The organism is Pseudomonas sp. ChxA (assembly GCF_030263855.1).
Taxonomy (GTDB): domain Bacteria; phylum Pseudomonadota; class Gammaproteobacteria; order Pseudomonadales; family Pseudomonadaceae; genus Aquipseudomonas; species Aquipseudomonas fluorescens_CB.
In genome coordinates, this window is sequence record NZ_JARPMK010000001.1 from 2,644,017 (window position 1) to 2,660,704 (window position 16,688).

Annotated in this window: 12 protein-coding genes and 4 tRNA genes; 9 read left to right on the plus strand and 7 right to left on the minus strand. The window is 58.8% G+C overall.

Going from position 1 to position 16,688, the window contains the following annotated elements:
- Positions 1–120: 120 nt before the first annotated feature.
- From P5706_RS11890 to P5706_RS11900, 3 genes are read right to left on the minus strand one after another with little or no spacing between them, the layout of a single operon-like run.
- Positions 121–1,539 carry an efflux transporter outer membrane subunit gene (locus P5706_RS11890; RefSeq protein ID WP_200432487.1) on the minus strand — a complete coding sequence of 473 codons (1,419 nt, stop codon included), beginning with the start codon at positions 1,537–1,539 and terminating at the stop codon, positions 121–123.
- Positions 1,523–2,689, minus strand: coding sequence for an efflux RND transporter periplasmic adaptor subunit (locus P5706_RS11895; protein ID WP_200432488.1), 1,167 nt, complete (start codon positions 2,687–2,689; stop codon positions 1,523–1,525). The genes P5706_RS11890 and P5706_RS11895 overlap by 17 nt, the downstream gene beginning before the upstream one ends.
- Positions 2,679–5,900 (minus strand): efflux RND transporter permease subunit, encoded by a 3,222-nt coding sequence (locus P5706_RS11900; RefSeq protein ID WP_200432489.1) that lies wholly within the window; start codon positions 5,898–5,900, stop codon positions 2,679–2,681. Before P5706_RS11900 ends, P5706_RS11895 begins: the two co-directional genes overlap by 11 nt.
- Before the next feature lie 225 nt (positions 5,901–6,125).
- On the opposite strand from P5706_RS11900, the gene P5706_RS11905 reads away from it, so the two are divergent.
- Positions 6,126–6,536: a PA0061/PA0062 family lipoprotein gene (locus P5706_RS11905; RefSeq protein ID WP_285679359.1), complete on the plus strand. Its 411-nt coding sequence runs from the start codon at positions 6,126–6,128 to the stop codon at positions 6,534–6,536.
- Here P5706_RS11905 and P5706_RS11910 read toward each other — a convergent pair.
- Positions 6,533–6,694, minus strand: a complete 162-nt coding sequence (locus P5706_RS11910; RefSeq protein ID WP_285679360.1) for a hypothetical protein — start codon at positions 6,692–6,694, stop codon at positions 6,533–6,535. The two genes, P5706_RS11905 and P5706_RS11910, sit on opposite strands and share 4 nt — an antisense overlap.
- A 197-nt stretch (positions 6,695–6,891) precedes the next feature.
- On the opposite strand from P5706_RS11910, the gene P5706_RS11915 reads away from it, so the two are divergent.
- Positions 6,892–7,554, plus strand: coding sequence for a peptidase C39 family protein (locus tag P5706_RS11915; protein ID WP_200432491.1), 663 nt, complete (start codon positions 6,892–6,894; stop codon positions 7,552–7,554).
- Positions 7,555–8,498: 944 nt separating this feature from the next.
- Here the strand turns inward: P5706_RS11915 and pbpG are convergent.
- Both pbpG and folD read right to left on the minus strand, forming a co-directional pair.
- Complete coding sequence (pbpG, locus tag P5706_RS11920; RefSeq protein ID WP_200430591.1) at positions 8,499–9,422, minus strand: D-alanyl-D-alanine endopeptidase; 924 nt, start codon at positions 9,420–9,422, stop codon at positions 8,499–8,501.
- Between the two features lie 208 nt (positions 9,423–9,630).
- Positions 9,631–10,485, minus strand: coding sequence for a bifunctional methylenetetrahydrofolate dehydrogenase/methenyltetrahydrofolate cyclohydrolase FolD (gene folD, locus P5706_RS11925; RefSeq protein ID WP_200430590.1), 855 nt, complete (start codon positions 10,483–10,485; stop codon positions 9,631–9,633).
- Between the two features lie 276 nt (positions 10,486–10,761).
- Here folD and P5706_RS11930 point away from each other — a divergent pair.
- The 5 genes from P5706_RS11930 (at position 10,762) to P5706_RS11950 (ending at position 12,000) form a co-directional block, all read left to right on the plus strand.
- A tRNA-Arg gene (locus P5706_RS11930) sits at positions 10,762–10,838 on the plus strand.
- 32 nt (positions 10,839–10,870) lie between these two features.
- Positions 10,871–10,946: transfer RNA gene (locus P5706_RS11935), tRNA-His, on the plus strand.
- A gap of 55 nt (positions 10,947–11,001) precedes the next feature.
- A tRNA-Leu gene (locus tag P5706_RS11940) sits at positions 11,002–11,086 on the plus strand.
- A gap of 76 nt (positions 11,087–11,162) precedes the next feature.
- A tRNA-His gene (locus P5706_RS11945) sits at positions 11,163–11,238 on the plus strand.
- A gap of 168 nt (positions 11,239–11,406) precedes the next feature.
- A complete protein-coding gene (locus P5706_RS11950) occupies positions 11,407–12,000 on the plus strand; it encodes an RNA polymerase sigma factor (protein WP_285682708.1) in 594 nt (197 codons plus the stop codon).
- Between the two features lie 2 nt (positions 12,001–12,002).
- Here P5706_RS11950 and P5706_RS11955 read toward each other — a convergent pair whose 3' ends face one another.
- On the minus strand, positions 12,003–12,263 hold the full coding sequence (locus P5706_RS11955) for a hypothetical protein (protein WP_285679361.1): 261 nt from the start codon (positions 12,261–12,263) through the stop codon (positions 12,003–12,005).
- Positions 12,264–13,508: 1,245 nt separating this feature from the next.
- On the opposite strand from P5706_RS11955, the gene ltrA reads away from it, so the two are divergent.
- Both ltrA and tig read left to right on the plus strand, forming a co-directional pair.
- Positions 13,509–15,212 (plus strand): group II intron reverse transcriptase/maturase, encoded by a 1,704-nt coding sequence (ltrA, locus tag P5706_RS11960; RefSeq protein WP_023093520.1) that lies wholly within the window; start codon positions 13,509–13,511, stop codon positions 15,210–15,212.
- A 129-nt stretch (positions 15,213–15,341) separates the two neighbouring features.
- Positions 15,342–16,652, plus strand: a complete 1,311-nt coding sequence (gene tig, locus P5706_RS11965) for a trigger factor (protein WP_221295137.1) — start codon at positions 15,342–15,344, stop codon at positions 16,650–16,652.
- Positions 16,653–16,688: the final 36 nt, after the last annotated feature.

A 16,688-nucleotide genomic window follows, 5' to 3' on the forward strand; every position in this document is an offset into this window, starting at 1 on the left:
CTGCTCCCACCTTTAATCCCAGCTGTGCTTTGCAGATCGTTTGCCGATCGTTCCCACGCTCTGCGTGGGAATGCCGCTTGCATGCCCACGCGGAGCGTGGGAACGATCTACAGGGGAGTTTCAGGCGCCGGGTTGCCAGCCGCCGCCGAGCGCAGTGACTAACCCTACACTCGCCTGCAACTGCCGCGTCTGCACGGCTTGCAAGGTCCTCTGTGCTTGCAACGCCGCCGTTTGTGCGGTGACCACATCCAGATAGCTCACGGCCCCGGCTTGATAACTGTTCATCGCCAACGACTGCGTATGCTCTGCCGCGTCCGCTGCTGCTTGCTCATCCTGGGCCTCTTGCTGCAAGTCCCGCAGTTGCGCCAGGTTATCTTCCACCTCACGCACCGCTTTCAGCACATGGCTACGGTACTGCGCCGATGCCTCTTCAAACTCGGCCTTGGCCTGGCGCTCATTGGCGCTCAGCCGCCCACCATCAAAGATTGGCAGATTCACCAACGGCCCCAGCGCCCAGTAGCGGTTGCCGGCAGACAGCAGGTTGCCAACCCCTTGAGTCTGCCCGCCGATCAACCCGGTCAGACTGAAATCCGGGTACCACGCCGCCTTGGCCACGCCAATATTCGCATTGGCCGCGAACACTCGCCGTTCCGCCGCCGCAATGTCCGGGCGACGTTGCAGCAGGTGGCTTGGCAGTTGCGATGGAATGCCTGGGAGGGCAATCAGTTGCTGGCTCGGCGGCAATGTGAAGTTGCTGGCCGCCACACCCACCAACTCACCAATGGCGTGCTCGGTAAGGTTGCGTTGCCCGCGCACTTCATCCAATTGAGCCTTGGCTTCGGCCAGTTGGTTTTGCGCACGGGTCAGGTCCAGCTCCGAGGCGATCTGACCTTCGTATCGGCTGCGGGTCAGTTGCAGCGCCTGGCTGAAATCCTCCAGCGAGCTATTGAGGATCCGGCTCTGCGCATCCAGCCCATTGAGTTGCACATACAGGGTCGCCAGTTGATGCTGCAGGCTCAGGCGCGCCACTGCCAGGTCATCCCCGGAGGCTTGTGCCTGGGCGTCACCCGCCGCGACCTGGTTGCGGATCTTGCCCCATAGGTCGAGGTCGTAACTCAGCGAAAACGCTGCGGTATTGCTGTTGTACACCGATGGCTGCGTATCGCCACGCAGCGGCCGCGAATCCGATTGCCGCTGGCGCAATGGCTGCGCGCTGGCGGTGATTTGCGGGAACAACCCAGCGTGCAATTGGCTGGCATACGCCTGGGACGCATCAAAGTGCGCCAGCGCCGCCGCCAGGTCCGGGTTGGCCTTGAGCAGTTGCTGTTGCAGGTCATTGAGGTGCGGGTCGTTGTAGAGCTTCCACCATTCAGGTGCCAGTTGGTCGGACGGTTGCGCGCTGTGCCACGGGCCATCGCTGGTCTGTTCGCGGTAGCCGGCCGGCAGGTCAACGGCGGGCACCTTGTAGGTGGGCGCCATCGAACAACCTTGCAGGGCCAGCAGCACCAGCGCCGCGAGAGGGTTAAACCTTATGCGCATGCGCACCTCCGGCTTGGGCAAGCTCTACCGGGTCGCCTTCGCGCAGGGCGTCGGGCGGGTTGTCGACCACGCGGTCGGCGGGGTTGAGGCCCTGGTCGATCACCAGGCGCTCGCCCAGGTCCAGGCCGATGTGGATGTCTTGCAGGTGCACGTGGTTCTGCGCGTCCAGCACCGCCACTTGGGTGCCTTGGGCGCGGAAGATCAAGGCGCTGGCCGGGATGCTCACGCCGTGGGTGTCGGCCGGGATTGGCAGGGTGGCTTCGGCGTAGTCACCGGGCAGCAGTTCGCCGTTGGGGTTGTCGGCGACGAATTGCGCGAGCAAGGTGCCGGAACGGCGGTCGATGGCGGTAGAGTCGCCTATCAGGCGCGCCTTGAAGTGCTCGCCAGGGTGCTCGGGCACGGTCAGCTCGGCCTCAAGCCCTGGGTGGATCACCGACGCGTAGTTCTGCGGCACCGGCACATACAGGCGCAACTGGTGGGTGTCGGCGATGTTGAACAGTTCCGGGTCGCTGTCGGTGTCGGCCTTGATCAACTGGCCGATATCGGTGTTACGCGCGGTGATGGTACCGGCGAACGGCGCGCGAATGGTCTTGTAGCTTTCCAGCGCCGACAGCCGCGCATAGTCTGCGGCGGCCGCCTCGGCGTTGGCTTTGGCCGCGGCGGCGTTGGAGGTTTTTTCATCCGCCTCCTGACGCGACACCGAGTGGCTGGCGAGCAGGTTCTGCCAGCGTGTGGCGGTGGTTGCGGCCAGGCGCGCATTGGCCTGTTCCTGGAGTAGACGGGCGTGGGTTTGCGCCAGCTGCTGGTCAAGGTCCGGGCTGTCGATTTCGGCGAGGATTTGCCCGGCTTTGACCTGGCTGCCGATGTCGACTTTCCAGTCCTTCAAGTAGCCACTCACCCGTGCATGAATCGGCGCCTTGCTCCAGGCGTCGAGGTGCGCGGGCAAGCGCAGGGTATCGCCGGCCGCGTTGAGCTTGGGCTGGAACACCATCACCTGAGGGATGGCGGCGGTTTCGGTCCAGGCCGTCACCGCTTCTTCGTGGGTGGTGCGGGCGTGCAGGCCGTTGGCGACCAACAGGGCGGCCAAGGTCAGGCCGCCGACACCCAGGAGCATCAGACGCTTGCGCGAGGGTTTGTGATCAGACGACATGTGGGGTTTCTCCAGCAACTTCGCGAGTAGGGTGACGACCGTGGACCAGGCTGAAGACCACGGGTACAAACAACAAAGTGGCGATGGTGGCGAAGATCAAGCCACCGATGACGGCGCGGCCGAGCGGGGCGTTCTGCTCCTCGGAAATCGCCAGCGGCAACATGCCGATAATCATCGCCAAGGCGGTCATGCACACCGGGCGGAAACGCGTGTAACCGGCTTCCATGGCAGCCTTCAGCGCGTCGCCATGTTCGGCCAGGCGTTCACGGCAGAAGCTCACCACCAGGATCGAGTTGGCGGTGGCCACGCCCATACAGAGGATGGCGCCGGTGAGTGCCGGCACCGACAGCGAGGTGCCGCTGAGGAACAGCATCCACACGATCCCCGCCAGCGCCGCCGGCAGCGCGGTGATGATCACAAACGGGTCAGCCCAGGACTGGAAGTTGACCACGATCAGCAGGTAGATCAGCACTACGGCGCCGAGCAAGCCGAAGCTCAAACCGCTGAACGCTTCATGCAGCGCATCGATCTGCCCGTGCAGGCTGATCACCGCGCCTTTGGGACGCATGGAGGCGGTGTCATCCAGCACTTTTTGCACGTCACGGGCCACGCCGCCGAGGTCGCGGCCTTGCACGTTGGCGTACAGGTCCAGGGTCGGCTCGATGTTGTAGTGGGTCACCACCGCCGGGCTTTGCACGCGGGAGATACTCGCCACGCCGCCGAGGATTTGCGATTGCCCATCGGCGCCGGTCACCGGCAAGGCTTCCAGGGACGGCAAGCTGTCGAGGCGGTATTGCGGGGTCGCGGCGACGATGGAGTACGACACGCCGTTGGCCGGGTTAAGCCAGAACGTCGGCGCCACCTGGGAGCTGCCGGCGAGCGAGGCGACCATACTGTTGGTCACGTCACGCTCGGTGATGCCCAGGCCATTGGCGCGCATACGGTCGACGTTCACTTGCAACGACGGGTAGCCGGTGGACTGCTGGATGCGCAGGTCGGCGATGCCCGGAATATGTTGCAGGCGGCGCTCCAGTTCGATGGCGTAGGCGCGGTTTTCTGCATCGCTGCGCCCGGAGATTTTCACGTCCAGTGGCGCCGGAGCACCGAAGTTGAGGATCTGGCTGCTGATGTCGGCAGGCAGGAATGCAAAGTGGCTGCCGGGGAAGCTTTGCGGCAAGGCTTCACGCAGTTTTTTCACGTAGTCGGCGGTCGGTGCATGGTCCTTTTTCAAGGTGACCTGGATGTCGCCGTCCTGTGGGCCGATGGTGCCGCTGCTGCTGTAGGCCATGTCGATGCCGCTGAGCGGGATGCCGATGTTGTCGACGATGGTGTCGAGTTGCTCGGCCGGGATCACTTCGCGAATCCGCGCTTCAATGCGGTCGAACGCCGCCGCGCTTTCTTCAATACGCGTGCCCAATGGCAGGCGCACATGCAGGGCAAGCGCTCCGGCGTCGGTGGCCGGGAAGAAGTCCTGGCCCAGGCTCGGCAACAGCAGGAACGAGGCCAGCACGCAGGCCAGGAAACCGACGATAAAGCGCTTGCGTGCGCCCAGCGCCAGGGTCAGCAGGCCGTGGTAGGTGTCACGGATATTCGAGAAATGGCGCTCGAAACCCTGCTGGAAGTTCAGCACCGATTGCAGCACACGGTTGCGCGGTTTTTTGTGCTGTTCACCTTCGTGATGGTTGATGAACTCATCTTCCGGGTGATGCCCAGGCCCTTGCTCCGGCGCGTGCGGCTTGAGCAGAAACATCGCCAGGGTCGGCACCAGGGTCCGCGAAAGAATGAACGAGCTGGCCATGGCGAAAATCACCGCCAGCGCCATCGGCCGGAACAGGTAACCGGCGATGCCTTGCAGCAGGAACATCGGCACAAACACGATGCAGATACACAGCAGCGACACAAACGCCGGGCCGACGATCTGCGCGGCGCCGTCGAGGATCGCGGTCTTCACCGCCTTGCCTTGTTCCAGGTGCCAGTTGATGTTTTCGATGGTCACCGTGGCGTCATCCACCAGAATCCCCACCGCCAACGCGAGCCCGCCGAGGGTCATCACGTTGAGGGTTTGCCCGGTGGCCGCCAGCAATGCAATGGCCGACAACACCGCCAACGGAATCGAAGCGGCGATGATCAAGGTGGAGCGCCAGCTGCCAAGGAACAGCAGGATCATCGCACTGGTCAGCAGCGCCGCGATGATGCCTTCCTGGGCCACGCTGCCCACCGATTGTTTAACGAACACCGAGGCGTCGCCCAGCAGTGAGGTCTTCAGCGACGGCGGCAGGGTTTCGTTGATGCGCGGCAGCATCTGGCGGATGCCGTCGATGATCGACAGGGTTGAGATGCTGCCGTTTTTTAACGCTGGCATCAGCACTGCACGGTGGCCGTCGACGCGCACGATGTTGGTCTGCGGCGGCGAGCCGTCACGCACGTGGGCCACTTGGCCGATGGTGATGATTGCGCCGTCGACCGTCTTGATCGGCAGGTCGTTGAGCTCATCAATCGCCTTGGGGCTGTTGTTGAGCAGGATCGTGTATTCGTTGGGGCCGAGTTTGGCGGTACCCACTGGAATGATCTGGTTTTGCAGCGCCAGCGCGTTGCCCACGTCCTGTGCCGACAAGCCTTTGGCGGCGAGCGCCTGGGGGTCGAGGTCAAGGGTGATCTGGCGTTGCTTGCCGCCCATTGGCGTGGGCATGGCCAGACCGGGCAGGGCGCTCAAGGGCAGGCGGATATTGTTCTGCACCAGGTCGCGGATCTTGGCTTCCGAGAGGCTGGGGCTGGAAAACGCCAGTTGCAGGATCGGCACTGTGGAGGCGCTGTAGTTGAGGATCAGCGGCGGCGTGATACCCGGTGGCATCTGCTTGAGCACGGTTTGTGACACGGCCGTCACTTGGGCGTTGGCGGTGCGGATATCCACACCTGGTTGGAAGAAGATTTTGACGATGCCCATGCCGGGCAGCGATTGCGATTCGATGTGTTCGATGTCGTTAACGGTGGTGCTCAAGGAACGTTCGTAGGTGTAGATCACCCGACCGGCCATGGCGTCCGGTGACAGGCCGTTGTACTGCCAAACCACAGCGACGACGGGGATGCCGATATCGGGAAAAACATCCGTGGGGGTTCGCAGGGCCGCCATCGGCCCGATGATGCAGATGAATATGGCCAACACGATAAACGTGTAGGGCTTTTGCAGTGCGGTCTTTACCAGCCCGAGCATGCGTGAACCTCCGAGGGAGCAGGATTGCAAACCCCGGCAGTCTTGCCCGACCCACCTAACACGCACCTTTCAGCCAGGTGAAGGAACATTTAGTTAGCGGCTGAAGATCGTTTCATATGTATTCATTTGTTCTACATAAGGCAGCTCTCCAAGCTTGTAACCCATCGGCGGCGACACATTTGAATCGCTGCCAATGTGTTTACTGAAGCCCTTTGGAGCCCTGCCATGTCACTCAAACCGCTGTTGTTGATCCCCGCACTGGGTGTTGTTTTGTTGTTGTCGGCCTGTGCCGGTCCCATCCCTAAAGCTGACCCGAGCGAGGCGTGGATCGGTCTGAAGGAAGAAGCGCCAAATGACCTGATGGCCGAGCGCGTCGACGGCCACCGCGTGGACGACGGGCGCTATTTTGAAGTGACGCCGGGGGATCATCGTTTGGATGTGACCCTGTTTGAAGAAGAGCCAGGCGACGACAACCAGCAAGATTGCCAGGGCCGGGTCGAGTACAAGAATTTTAAAGCGGGTGAGCACTACACGCTGGTGGAATCCAGCCTGGGCACCACCGTGCGTGCCGTGCTCAAGGACGGTCACGGCAAGGAAGTCGCAGCCACTCAAGACTTCAGTTGCATGCCTGGCTAGGCGTGATGCACCGCGGCCTTGTGCGGCTTGGCGGGTGCAGCAGATGTTACATGGGGGGGGTGATGCCGACGCGTTACGCGCATCACGCCCCACAGCATGGCGGCGGCTACTGCCAGCCAACCGCAAATCAGCAGGAAAATCGTTGTTGCAAGGCTCATTCCGGCCTCCTTTCGCCCCGCTGGGGGCACACACAGTCTTCTCAATGGACAGTCTAGCCAGCTGACGGTTGCGTGCTATTGACCAATGGTCGAATCAGTCCAACTTGTTGGCTATATCAGCAGCCTGTCGCTACTCCCTAAACGCGATTGGGCTATGATCTGGGCCCTTACCGGCCGTTGATCAAGAGAGTAAAAAATTGCGCTTACGCTCGAACGTTAAAACCTCCTTGCTGCTGGCGTGCGCCCTCGGGCTGGCGGCGTGTTCCGGGCACCCGTCGAAACTGGCGGGGTTGCCGGAGCGCGTTGAACTCACGAGCGTGCCGGCGTATCGCACCGAGGCCTATCAGAGCGGTCCTTCGGCTTTAGCCAGCATGCTGTCGCAACAAGGCATTGTCATGACACCCGGCTTACTCGACAAACCGCTGCACTTGCCGGGCGGCGAGGCGAACCTTGAGCGCAACATGCAGGTGCTGGCGCGTGAATACGGGCTGATGGTGTACCCGCTGGACAGCCAGTTGACGGCCGTGTTGGCGCAAGTGGCGGCGGGTTACCCGGTGATGGCGCGGATTAATCCGAGCATGTGGTCGGGTACGCGTTATGTCGTGGTGGTGGGGTTCAACCAGCAAAAGAGCACGGTGCTGCTGCGCTCGGGCATGGACCGACGGCTGTTGATGAGCTTCAGTGATTTTGAGTCGGCGTGGAAGAGCGCGGGGCACTGGGCGATTTTGACCCAGCGCCCGAGCCAGTTGCCGGCGAATGTGGATGTGCAGCGCTGGCGCGATTCTGCCAATGCCACAGCCCAGGCCGGGCAGGAGCAGGCGGCGGCGCAGGCGCTTAAGGTGTTGGCAGAGCGGAAGTGAAAAGCACGGAAAGTTGGGGTGTTTGGTCCATGGGTACATATTCGTTATTTAGGTAACGGCGGCCTATGGCTCCGCTCTTACAGCGGGTCACTTTTGTAAAGACCGGAATGCCGGCCCAGACAAAAGTAACCAAAAAGTCTTCGCCCCAACACTCGGTGCCTCCTTGGCCCAGCGCGGCTAAACCGGCATCCCTGCCGGTTTACCCCCCAAATCACTGTCGAATTGCGGCCATCGTGTTTAACGGGGCGATTTCAGATCAAGATCAAGATCAAAAGCGCAGATCAAAAGACCGCTGACTTCGTCATCGAAAAGGATGTAAGAGCCAGAGCAACAGCAACAGCAACAGCGGAGTCAAACTCGGTCAAAGGTGGGAGCTGGCTTGCCTGCGATGGCATCAACTCGGTGTACCTGATGTACCGAGGTGTCTGCATCGCAGGCAAGCCAGCTCCCACAGAAAAGCAGCTCTTCAGTGCATTCAAATCCACAGCCGACCTCATTTTCAAAGCTGCATGCGGTCAACTGTGGGAGCGGGCTTGCTCGCGAATGCGGTGGGTCAGTCAATTTATCTGTCACTGGCACACCGCATTCGCGAGCAAGCCCGCTCCCACATTATTTAGACCGAGTTGCATCAGGTAGAGAGGCTTTTGCTTTGCACCTGATCTGGCTTTTGATTCAACCACTCAGGTCGGCTTTCAGGCCGCCGTGCTGTAGATCTTGATCTTGATTTTGATCTGAGACGCCCCGTTAACCACGATGGCCGGAGTGAGGGCACACCGAGCCTTAGCGAGGTGCCAAGTGGTGGGGCGAAGACTTTTTGGTTACTTTTGTGTCTTTACAAAAGTGACCCGCCGTAAGGGCGGAACCCTAAGTAGCCGTTACCGCAACAACGGATATGTACACCCAACCCCCAATCAAGCCCCACCTCACATTAAAACCATGTGTTTCTAACGTCGCACTTCAGCCGCGTTCGGGCGATTCTTCAGGTTCTTGTCGGCCTTGTAGCGCAACGCCACATCCGGCACCGAACCGCTACGCCCGGTTTCGACCCAGTTGCGAATACGCGTGGCATCAGCAAAGTGGGTGAACTTGCCGAACGCATCAAGGATCACCAGCGACACCGGGCGGTTGCCCATGCTGGTCACCAGCACCAGGCAGTGGCCGGCCTGGTTGGTGAAGCCGGTCTTGGTCAGCTTGATGTCCCAGTTGGCGCGGTTGATCAGGTGGTCAGTGTTGGAGAAACCCAAGGTGTAGTTAGGCTTGCGGAACGCCACGGTCTTTTCCTTGGTGGTGCTCAATTGGCTCAACATCGGGTATTTACGCGCGGCGGCCAGCAGCTTGCTCAGGTCGCGGGCGGTGGAAACGTTGTGAATCGACAGCCCGGTGGGCTCCACGTAGTGCGTGCTGGTCATGCCCAGCGCCTTGGCCTTGGCGTTCATCGCTGCAATAAACGCCGGGTAGCCGCCTGGGTAGTGGTGGGCCAGGCTGGCGGCGGCGCGGTTTTCCGAGGACATCAGGGCGATCAGCAGCATTTCCTTGCGCGGCATTTCGCTGCCGATTTTCACCCGGGAGAACACGCCTTTCATTTCTGGCGTGTCCTTGATGTTGATGTCGATGTACTCATCCATGTTCTGTTTGGCTTCGAGTACGATCAGGCCGGTCATCAGTTTGCTGACGGAGGCAATCGGCACCACCACATCGGGGTTGCTGGCGTAGATGACTTTATTGGTCTGCAGGTCGACCAGTATGGCGCTGCCGGAAGCGATCTGCAGTTTGGAGGTATCACGCGGGGCGAGGGTGGTTTCGCTGGCGTGCGCGAAGGTGCCTGTAAATGCAAAAAATAGGCTGACAAGAGAGAGACGAATTTTCACGCGGGTGAACTCGCTAAAAAAGTAAGGAAATGCCGTCGGGAAACGGTTTTTTGATAAATGCCGTTACATTTTAGGAGTATGGACGAAGAACTGTCGAATGTTCTTCTAGATCCAGACGAAAGTGCTTAAAAACTAAGAAAAAAAGGGTTTTTAGCCGGGCAATAAAAAGCCCTGCGATAAGGCAGGGCTTTTTCAGTACGGCTGGTTATTAGCCGTGCAGGCTTTCTGCGGCATACAGGGTGTTTTCCAGCAGGCACGCACGGGTCATCGGGCCAACACCGCCTGGCACCGGAGTGATCCAGCCGGCACGGGGCAGGGCGGTTTCGTACACCACGTCACCCACCAGTTTGCCGTCTTCCTGACGGTTGATGCCCACGTCAATGACGATCGCGCCTTCCTTGATCCACTCACCTTTGACCAGGCCCGGCTTGCCGGCGGCGACAACGACCAGGTCGGCGCGGCCGACGTGGCCGGCGAGATCCTTGGTGAAACGGTGGGTGACGGTCACGGTGCAGCCGGCCAACAGCAGTTCCATGGCCATCGGGCGACCGACGATGTTGGAGGCGCCGACCACTACTGCGTCGAGGCCGTACAGGTCGACACCGGTGCTTTCCAGCAGGGTCATGATGCCTTTGGGCGTGCAGGGGCGCAGCAGCGGGATACGCTGGGCCAGACGGCCGACGTTGTAGGGGTGGAAGCCGTCGACGTCTTTGTCCGGGCGGATGCGCTCCAGCAGTTTGGAGGCGTCCAGATGCTCGGGCAGCGGCAGTTGCAGCAGGATGCCGTCGATGGCCGGGTCGTCGTTGAGGCCGTCGATCAGGTCGGTAAGCGCCTGCTGGGTGGTCTCGGAAGGCAAGTCGTAAGCCTTGGAAATAAAGCCGACCTCTTCACAGTCTTTACGCTTGTGCGAGACATAAACCTGAGAGGCAGGATCGCTGCCGACCAGGATCACCGCGAGGCCAGGCGTGCGCAGGCCTTGCAGGCGGCGCTCGGTGACTCGTTTGGCGATCTGCTGGCGCAGGCTGGCGGCGATTGATTTGCCGTCGATAAGTTGTGCAGTCATTACGCGTGATTAACCATCGAGAGGGGGAAGAAAAGTGCGCGCATTCTCGCACGCCATGACGTGAGGGCAAAGGCGCTTGGTCTGCAAATTGCCCTAACCCCTTAAATAAAATCAGTTTTTTTTAAAAAAGATTTGACGGGTATCAAGGCCGTCTATACTATTCGTCGCACTTGTCGGGCACAGCCTAGCACTGGTTAAGAAGGTCGAGCAGATAGAGCTGTTCTGCAAGGCTGGAAGCACTTAGTTTGTAATCTTCAACGAGTACAGATTAATAAGGCGCCCGTAGCTCAGCTGGATAGAGCATCCGCCTTCTAAGCGGATGGTCGCAGGTTCGAGTCCTGCCGGGTGCGCCATTAGGCAGCTTTGGCACAAGTAGCGTTATATGGTGGGCGTAGCTCAGTTGGTAGAGCACGGGATTGTGACTCCCGTTGTCGAGGGTTCGATCCCCTTCGTCCACCCCATATTTAAAAGGCGCCAGATTAATCGTCTGGCGCCTTTGCTTTAAGAGCTTCAAGCGCGGATGTGGTGGAATTGGTAGACACACTGGATTTAGGTTCCAGCGCCGCGAGGCGTAAGAGTTCGAGTCTCTTCATCCGCACCAATTAAGCGTCACCCGGCCATTCGGCAAGGTGAGGCCAGACAAGGAAGGTGTTCGAGTTCCTTGTTGATGCAATATGGTGGGCGTAGCTCAGTTGGTAGAGCACGGGATTGTGACTCCCGTTGTCGAGGGTTCGATCCCCTTCGTCCACCCCATATTTTAAAAAGCGCCAGATCAATGATCTGGCGCTTTTTTTTGCATCCAAAAAATGCCCAGCCGCGTATGTACTGATGAGGATGACCGTGGACGGGTCTGGATCCTCATCCGCTGCTACGTGGAGGGTCTGAAAAATGTTGGCACAACAGCAGGATCAAAGTCAGGGAATGGCGGTTGGCGAGGCGCATTTGCTCGTGCGCCTGCTGTTGGGGGAGCAATCGGCTTATTGCGACCTGGTCAACACCCATCAGGGCGCGATGCGTGCGGTGGCCTCGGCGATTGCCGGGCATCGGCATGTGGATGATGTGGTGCAAGATGCCTGGTTGGCGATTGTGCGCGGGCTGAGTGGTTTTCAGGGGCGCTCCAGCCTGAAGACCTGGGTGCTGACGATTACGGCCAATAAAGCCAAGGGTCGCTATGGTCGGAGTCGGCGCGAGGTGTTTTTCGATGACTCGCTGGGGCAGGAGCGCTTTTGCGCCGCCAGTGGCCAGTGGCTGTCGGCACCGGCAGGTTGGCATGAAGACACGCCCGAGGCGCTGGTCAGTGAAGACGAACTGCGCGCCTGTATCGAGCGCGCGTTGCAGGAGCTGTCGACGCTTCAGAGCGCTGCACTTGTGCTGCGTGAGCGGGTAGGGCTTGAACTTGAGGAGATTGCCGAGTTGCTGGGCGTGAGTCTGTGCAACGCGCGGGTGCTGCTGCACCGGGCGCGCAGTCGGGTTTTTGCCGCCATCGATCGGCACCAGGCCTGTGGCGTGGATTGACGTCAAGAAAAAACAAGCATTCTCAATGCCTTGGCGTTAGAATCGTTGCCGGTTTTGAGCGTGTAGGACTGATCCGCGGCTATATAAGGGTCGGTACAGCTATTTAATAGCGAATAACGGCGCAGTACCTGAAAAAGGGCTGTGCCGTTTTTGTTTGAGCGTTTTGAGTTTTCAGGGTAGGGCGTTTCATCGTATTTGTGTTTCTCGATGCTGCCGCCACACCCTTCGACCTTGCTTGCAGGGTCGCCCGCCGGGGTGTGCATCCAGCCTCTTCTATATATAGAAGGGCTGGCCTAGAGCCCTGGCGTGATGCGCTGTATTTGCTAACGGGATAAGGTGCATGCGTGCACTTGAACCTATAAATGGCCTGCTGTTTTTCCACCCGTTTTCAGTAGGGTGACTTCTTGAGTTTGACCCACTAGAATGCATGCCCTTGGTGCGACACGCGTGGCGTGTCTCCTAAACTTCGAGGTGTAGAGTCATCTTGAAGGGTTTTCGAAAGAGAGCCGAGAGCTTGGGTACCCAACCCCAAGAAACAAAACCCTCCCAGAAGTCCAATGCCTTCAAGGACTTGCCGCAGCGGCGGTGGCAAACTCAAGGTCGATTAGCGCTCGGTGGCTCGACCGCAGTACTGGATTTCCGGTATTGGAGTGCCTACTACACATCAGCCCTATTCAGGGCTAAACCCATGCGGGAGAGAATCCCCGCTGGGGTTCCCTCCTGCTTTTGAAACAGGAGGTAACAATTCTTTGAGCATGCTGCCTCGGCAGTCCCTGTTCACATCAAACCGGAGACATGAGCGAAAGCTCTGTCTGTCATTGTCCAACCATTGCCTGTTTGGAGTGGCAGCGGACTCGTTGTGCGACCAACGATAGCCTAGGAAGACATGCGTCACTGGTAACGGTGGGGTGTGAAGCTCTTCCAACAATGTAGCCCCCGTATGGGTGCGTCTTCGCCGTGAGGCGGAGCGCAGATGCTCGGAGCAGTACCGGGTTGAGGCGCTAGGCTGGCTGGTATGGGTAACACAAGTGAACTGCTAATAAACGTCGTCAGCATTACGGTGCCTAATCTGCTGATAGGCATTAACCAAAAAGGTGATGCGACCGGTTGTTCTGGTCAAGGGTCGGAACACGTCGTCACATAAGGTCGCCGGCGAATAGGCAGACTCTAACCCAGTCGTGTGACAGGCAGGGAACGTGGTAAGCCCGTATAGCTGCCTTCGGGCAGGTGAACCGCAAGGTGATCCGTTGGCTGTGCGGGTATGGGATCGCAGAGAAAGCGAAAGCCGGGCTGTAATGGCCTGGATAGGGGCTGGAACATTGCTCCACGGGAAACCGGGCAGACTTCTGCGTGGTCTTTCGTCGCATGAACTCTGAGTGAACCTGTCTCAATAAACCTAGAGATCCAGCTGTAACGGATCTTCTATTAATCCAGCCCTGGCGGGAGCGTCCATTCCCGTCAGGGGATGTGTGCGTCTTTCGCTTGGGGCAACTTGAGAGGAAGGCAGCATGTTAGAACATAGCCAATTGGCCGTGTCTGCGCCTTCCGGCGCTCCGCAACAATGGCATGACATCGATTGGTGGCGTGTTCAGCGGAATGTCCGGGCGATGCAGATACGGATTGCGAAGGCTTGTCGGGAAGGCAACTGGCGCAGGGTGAAAGCCTTGCAGCGGATGCTGACCCGCTCACGCTCGGCCAGATACTTGGCCGTACGGCGAGTCACTGAAAACCAGGGTAAGCGCACGGCGGGAGTCGACCGCGTGCTCTGGGATACACCCGATGCCAAATGGAAGGCGGCAAATGGGTTGAGGCGCCACGGTTATAAGCCACGGCCTTTACGGCGTGTGTTTATTCCGAAGTCAAATGGAAAGGAGCGCCCTCTGGGCATTCCGACCATGACGGACAGGGCAATGCAGGCGTTGTATTTGCTTGCTCTGGCACCCATTGCAGAAACCACCGGCGATCCAAACAGCTACGGCTTTAGGATCGAGCGATCTACGGCGGATGCAATGGGGCAGTTGTTCGTATGCCTATCCAAGAAGGTTTCGGCCCAATGGGTTTTGGAGGCGGACATCAAAGGCTGCTTTGACCATATCAATCATGACTGGCTTATCACCAACGTCCCAACGGATAAGGTGGTTCTCCGAAAATGGTTGAAAGCTGGCGTGATTCATAAAGGCCAGCTACAGGCAACGGATGCCGGTACGCCACAGGGCGGGATTGTCTCGCCCAGCTTGGCGAATCTGGTGCTGGATGGGCTGGAGTCACAACTTAAGCAACATCTGGGTGTGACCAAGGCCAAGAAGCTGAAAATCAATGTGGTGCGTTACGCGGATGACTTTGTGATAACCGGAACCTCGCGAGAGGTGCTGGAAACTGAAGTCAGACCTTGGGTAGAGCAGTTCCTAGCAGTGCGGGGGCTGCAGTTGTCACTCGAGAAGACGCGTGTCGTCCATATAAAGGAAGGCTTTGACTTTCTAGGTTGGAATTTCCGCAAGTACGATGGGAAGCTTCTGATCAAGCCAAGCAAGAAAAACGTGAAAGCGTTCTATAGCAAGGTAAGGGAGGTCATCAGTACCAGCAAAACGGTAAGGCAGGAGGATCTGATCCGACAGCTGAATCCGATACTGCGTGGCTGGGCGTTCTATCACCAGCCTGTGGTAGCCAAGAAAGCGTATAGCCGCATGGATTACATGATCTTTCTGGCTCTATGGCGTTGGGCAAAACGGCGACACCCTAAGAAAACACTCCAGTGGATCGGAGCGAAATACTTTAAACCCATGAAGGGGCGGAAAGGGGTGTTTGCTACCGCGACGATGAATGACAAGGGAGAGATGCGAACGATCGAGTTGTACTCGCTAGCGAGCACTCCGATCGAACGACACAAGAAGGTGAGTGGGGAGTACAACCCCTTCGATCCTTCTATGGAGGAAATGGGTGAGAAAAGGCGTATGGAACAGATGCTCAAAAGGCTGGCGTACCGTAAGCAAATCTTGAGCCTTTTCCAGAGTCAGAAAGGATTGTGTCCAATATGTAAGTTACCGATTACGAAGGAGACGGGGTGGCATGATCACCACATTCTGTACCGCACAAAAGGCGGTGGAGACTCCCTAAATAACCGGGTACTATTGCACCCCCTTTGTCACCAGCGGCTACACGCTCGCGGATTGACAGTGAACAAACCGGCTCCCCTTACCGGGGGTTTTGATTAGGCCCGAGCCGTATGCGGGGAAACTCGCACGTACGGTTCTTAGGGGGAGATGGGCCAGTAATGGCCCATCTCTACCCGACATTCTGGGGTCGGAAACGGCCGGCTAACGTCTGTGCAACGAGGAATATCCATGCAAGTTTCTGTTGAAAATACTACTGCCATCGAGCGCCGCCTGAGCATCACCGTGCCGGCAGAGCGTATTGAGACTGCGGTCAACAAGCGTCTGCAGCAGACTGCCCAAAAGGCCAAGATCGCTGGTTTCCGTCCAGGCAAAGTGCCAATGAGCGAAATCAAGCGTCGTTTTGGTGCCGATGCGCGTCAGGAAGCTGTTGGTGACGTGATCCAGGCTTCCTTCTACGAAGCCGTTGTCGAGCACAAGCTGAACCCAGCGGGTTCGCCTTCGATCGAGCCTAAGTCCCTGGAAGCCGGTAAAGACCTGGAATACGTAGCCGTATTCGAAGTGTTCCCGGAATTCACCGTTGCCGGTTTCGAAGACATCGCCGTTGAGCGCCTGAGCGCTGACGTGGCAGATGCCGACCTGGACAACATGCTGGAAATCCTGCGCAAGCAGAACACCCGTTTTGAAGTGGCCGACCGTGCTGCCCAGAACGAAGACCAGCTGAACATCGATTTCGTTGGCAAGGTTGACGGCGAAGCATTCGCTGGCGGCTCCGCCAAGGGCACCCAACTGGTGCTGGGTTCCAACCGCATGATCCCGGGCTTCGAAGACGGCCTGGTTGGCGCCAAGGCCGGTGAAGAGCGTGTTCTGAACCTGACTTTCCCGGCTGACTACCAGAACCTGGACCTGGCCGGCAAAGCCGCCGAGTTCACCGTGACCGTCAACAGCGTTTCCGAGCCTAAGCTGCCTGAGCTGAACGAAGAATTCTTCGCCCAGTTCGGTATCAAGGAAACCGGCATCGAGGGCTTCCGCACCGAAGTTCGCAAGAACATGGAGCGTGAGCTGCGTCAGGCCATCAAGTCCAAGGTCAAGAACCAGGTGATGGATGGTCTGCTGGCCGCCAACCCGATCGAAGTGCCTAAGGCCCTGCTGTCCAACGAAGTGGATCGCCTGCGCGTTCAAGCGGTTCAGCAGTTCGGTGGCAACATCAAGCCTGACCAACTGCCGGCCGAGCTGTTCGAAGAGCAAGCCAAGCGCCGCGTTGTACTGGGTCTGGTCGTGGCTGAAGTGGTCAAGCAATTCGACCTCAAGCCTGACGAAGATCGCGTTCGCGAAATGATCCAGGAAATGGCTTCGGCCTACCAGGAGCCTGAGCAGGTCGTGGCTTGGTACTACAAGAACGACCAGCAACTGAACGAAGTACGTTCGGTTGTGCTGGAAGAACAAGTTGTGGATACTGTTCTGCAGAAGGCTAAGGTGACCGACAAAGCGGTCTCTTACGAAGAAGCGGTCAAACCGGCGGAAGCAGCACAAGCCGACTGATTGTCCAACTCGTTCGAAATATAACCATAAGCCAGC

What these genes read in the sequence shown, in the direction of transcription:
- P5706_RS11890 (WP_200432487.1), bottom strand. Translation starts at nt 1,539, where the DNA reads ATGCGCATAAGGTTTAACCCTCTCGCGGCGCTGGTGCTGCTGGCCCTG.
- P5706_RS11895 (WP_200432488.1), bottom strand. Translation starts at nt 2,689, where the DNA reads ATGTCGTCTGATCACAAACCCTCGCGCAAGCGTCTGATGCTCCTGGGT.
- P5706_RS11900 (WP_200432489.1), bottom strand. Translation starts at nt 5,900, where the DNA reads ATGCTCGGGCTGGTAAAGACCGCACTGCAAAAGCCCTACACGTTTATC.
- P5706_RS11905 (WP_285679359.1), top strand. Translation starts at nt 6,126, where the DNA reads ATGTCACTCAAACCGCTGTTGTTGATCCCCGCACTGGGTGTTGTTTTG.
- P5706_RS11910 (WP_285679360.1), bottom strand. Translation starts at nt 6,694, where the DNA reads ATGAGCCTTGCAACAACGATTTTCCTGCTGATTTGCGGTTGGCTGGCA.
- folD (WP_200430590.1), bottom strand. Translation starts at nt 10,485, where the DNA reads ATGACTGCACAACTTATCGACGGCAAATCAATCGCCGCCAGCCTGCGC.
- P5706_RS11950 (WP_285682708.1), top strand. Translation starts at nt 11,407, where the DNA reads ATGGCGGTTGGCGAGGCGCATTTGCTCGTGCGCCTGCTGTTGGGGGAG.
- P5706_RS11955 (WP_285679361.1), bottom strand. Translation starts at nt 12,263, where the DNA reads ATGCACACCCCGGCGGGCGACCCTGCAAGCAAGGTCGAAGGGTGTGGC.
- ltrA (WP_023093520.1), top strand. Translation starts at nt 13,509, where the DNA reads ATGTTAGAACATAGCCAATTGGCCGTGTCTGCGCCTTCCGGCGCTCCG.
- tig (WP_221295137.1), top strand. Translation starts at nt 15,342, where the DNA reads ATGCAAGTTTCTGTTGAAAATACTACTGCCATCGAGCGCCGCCTGAGC.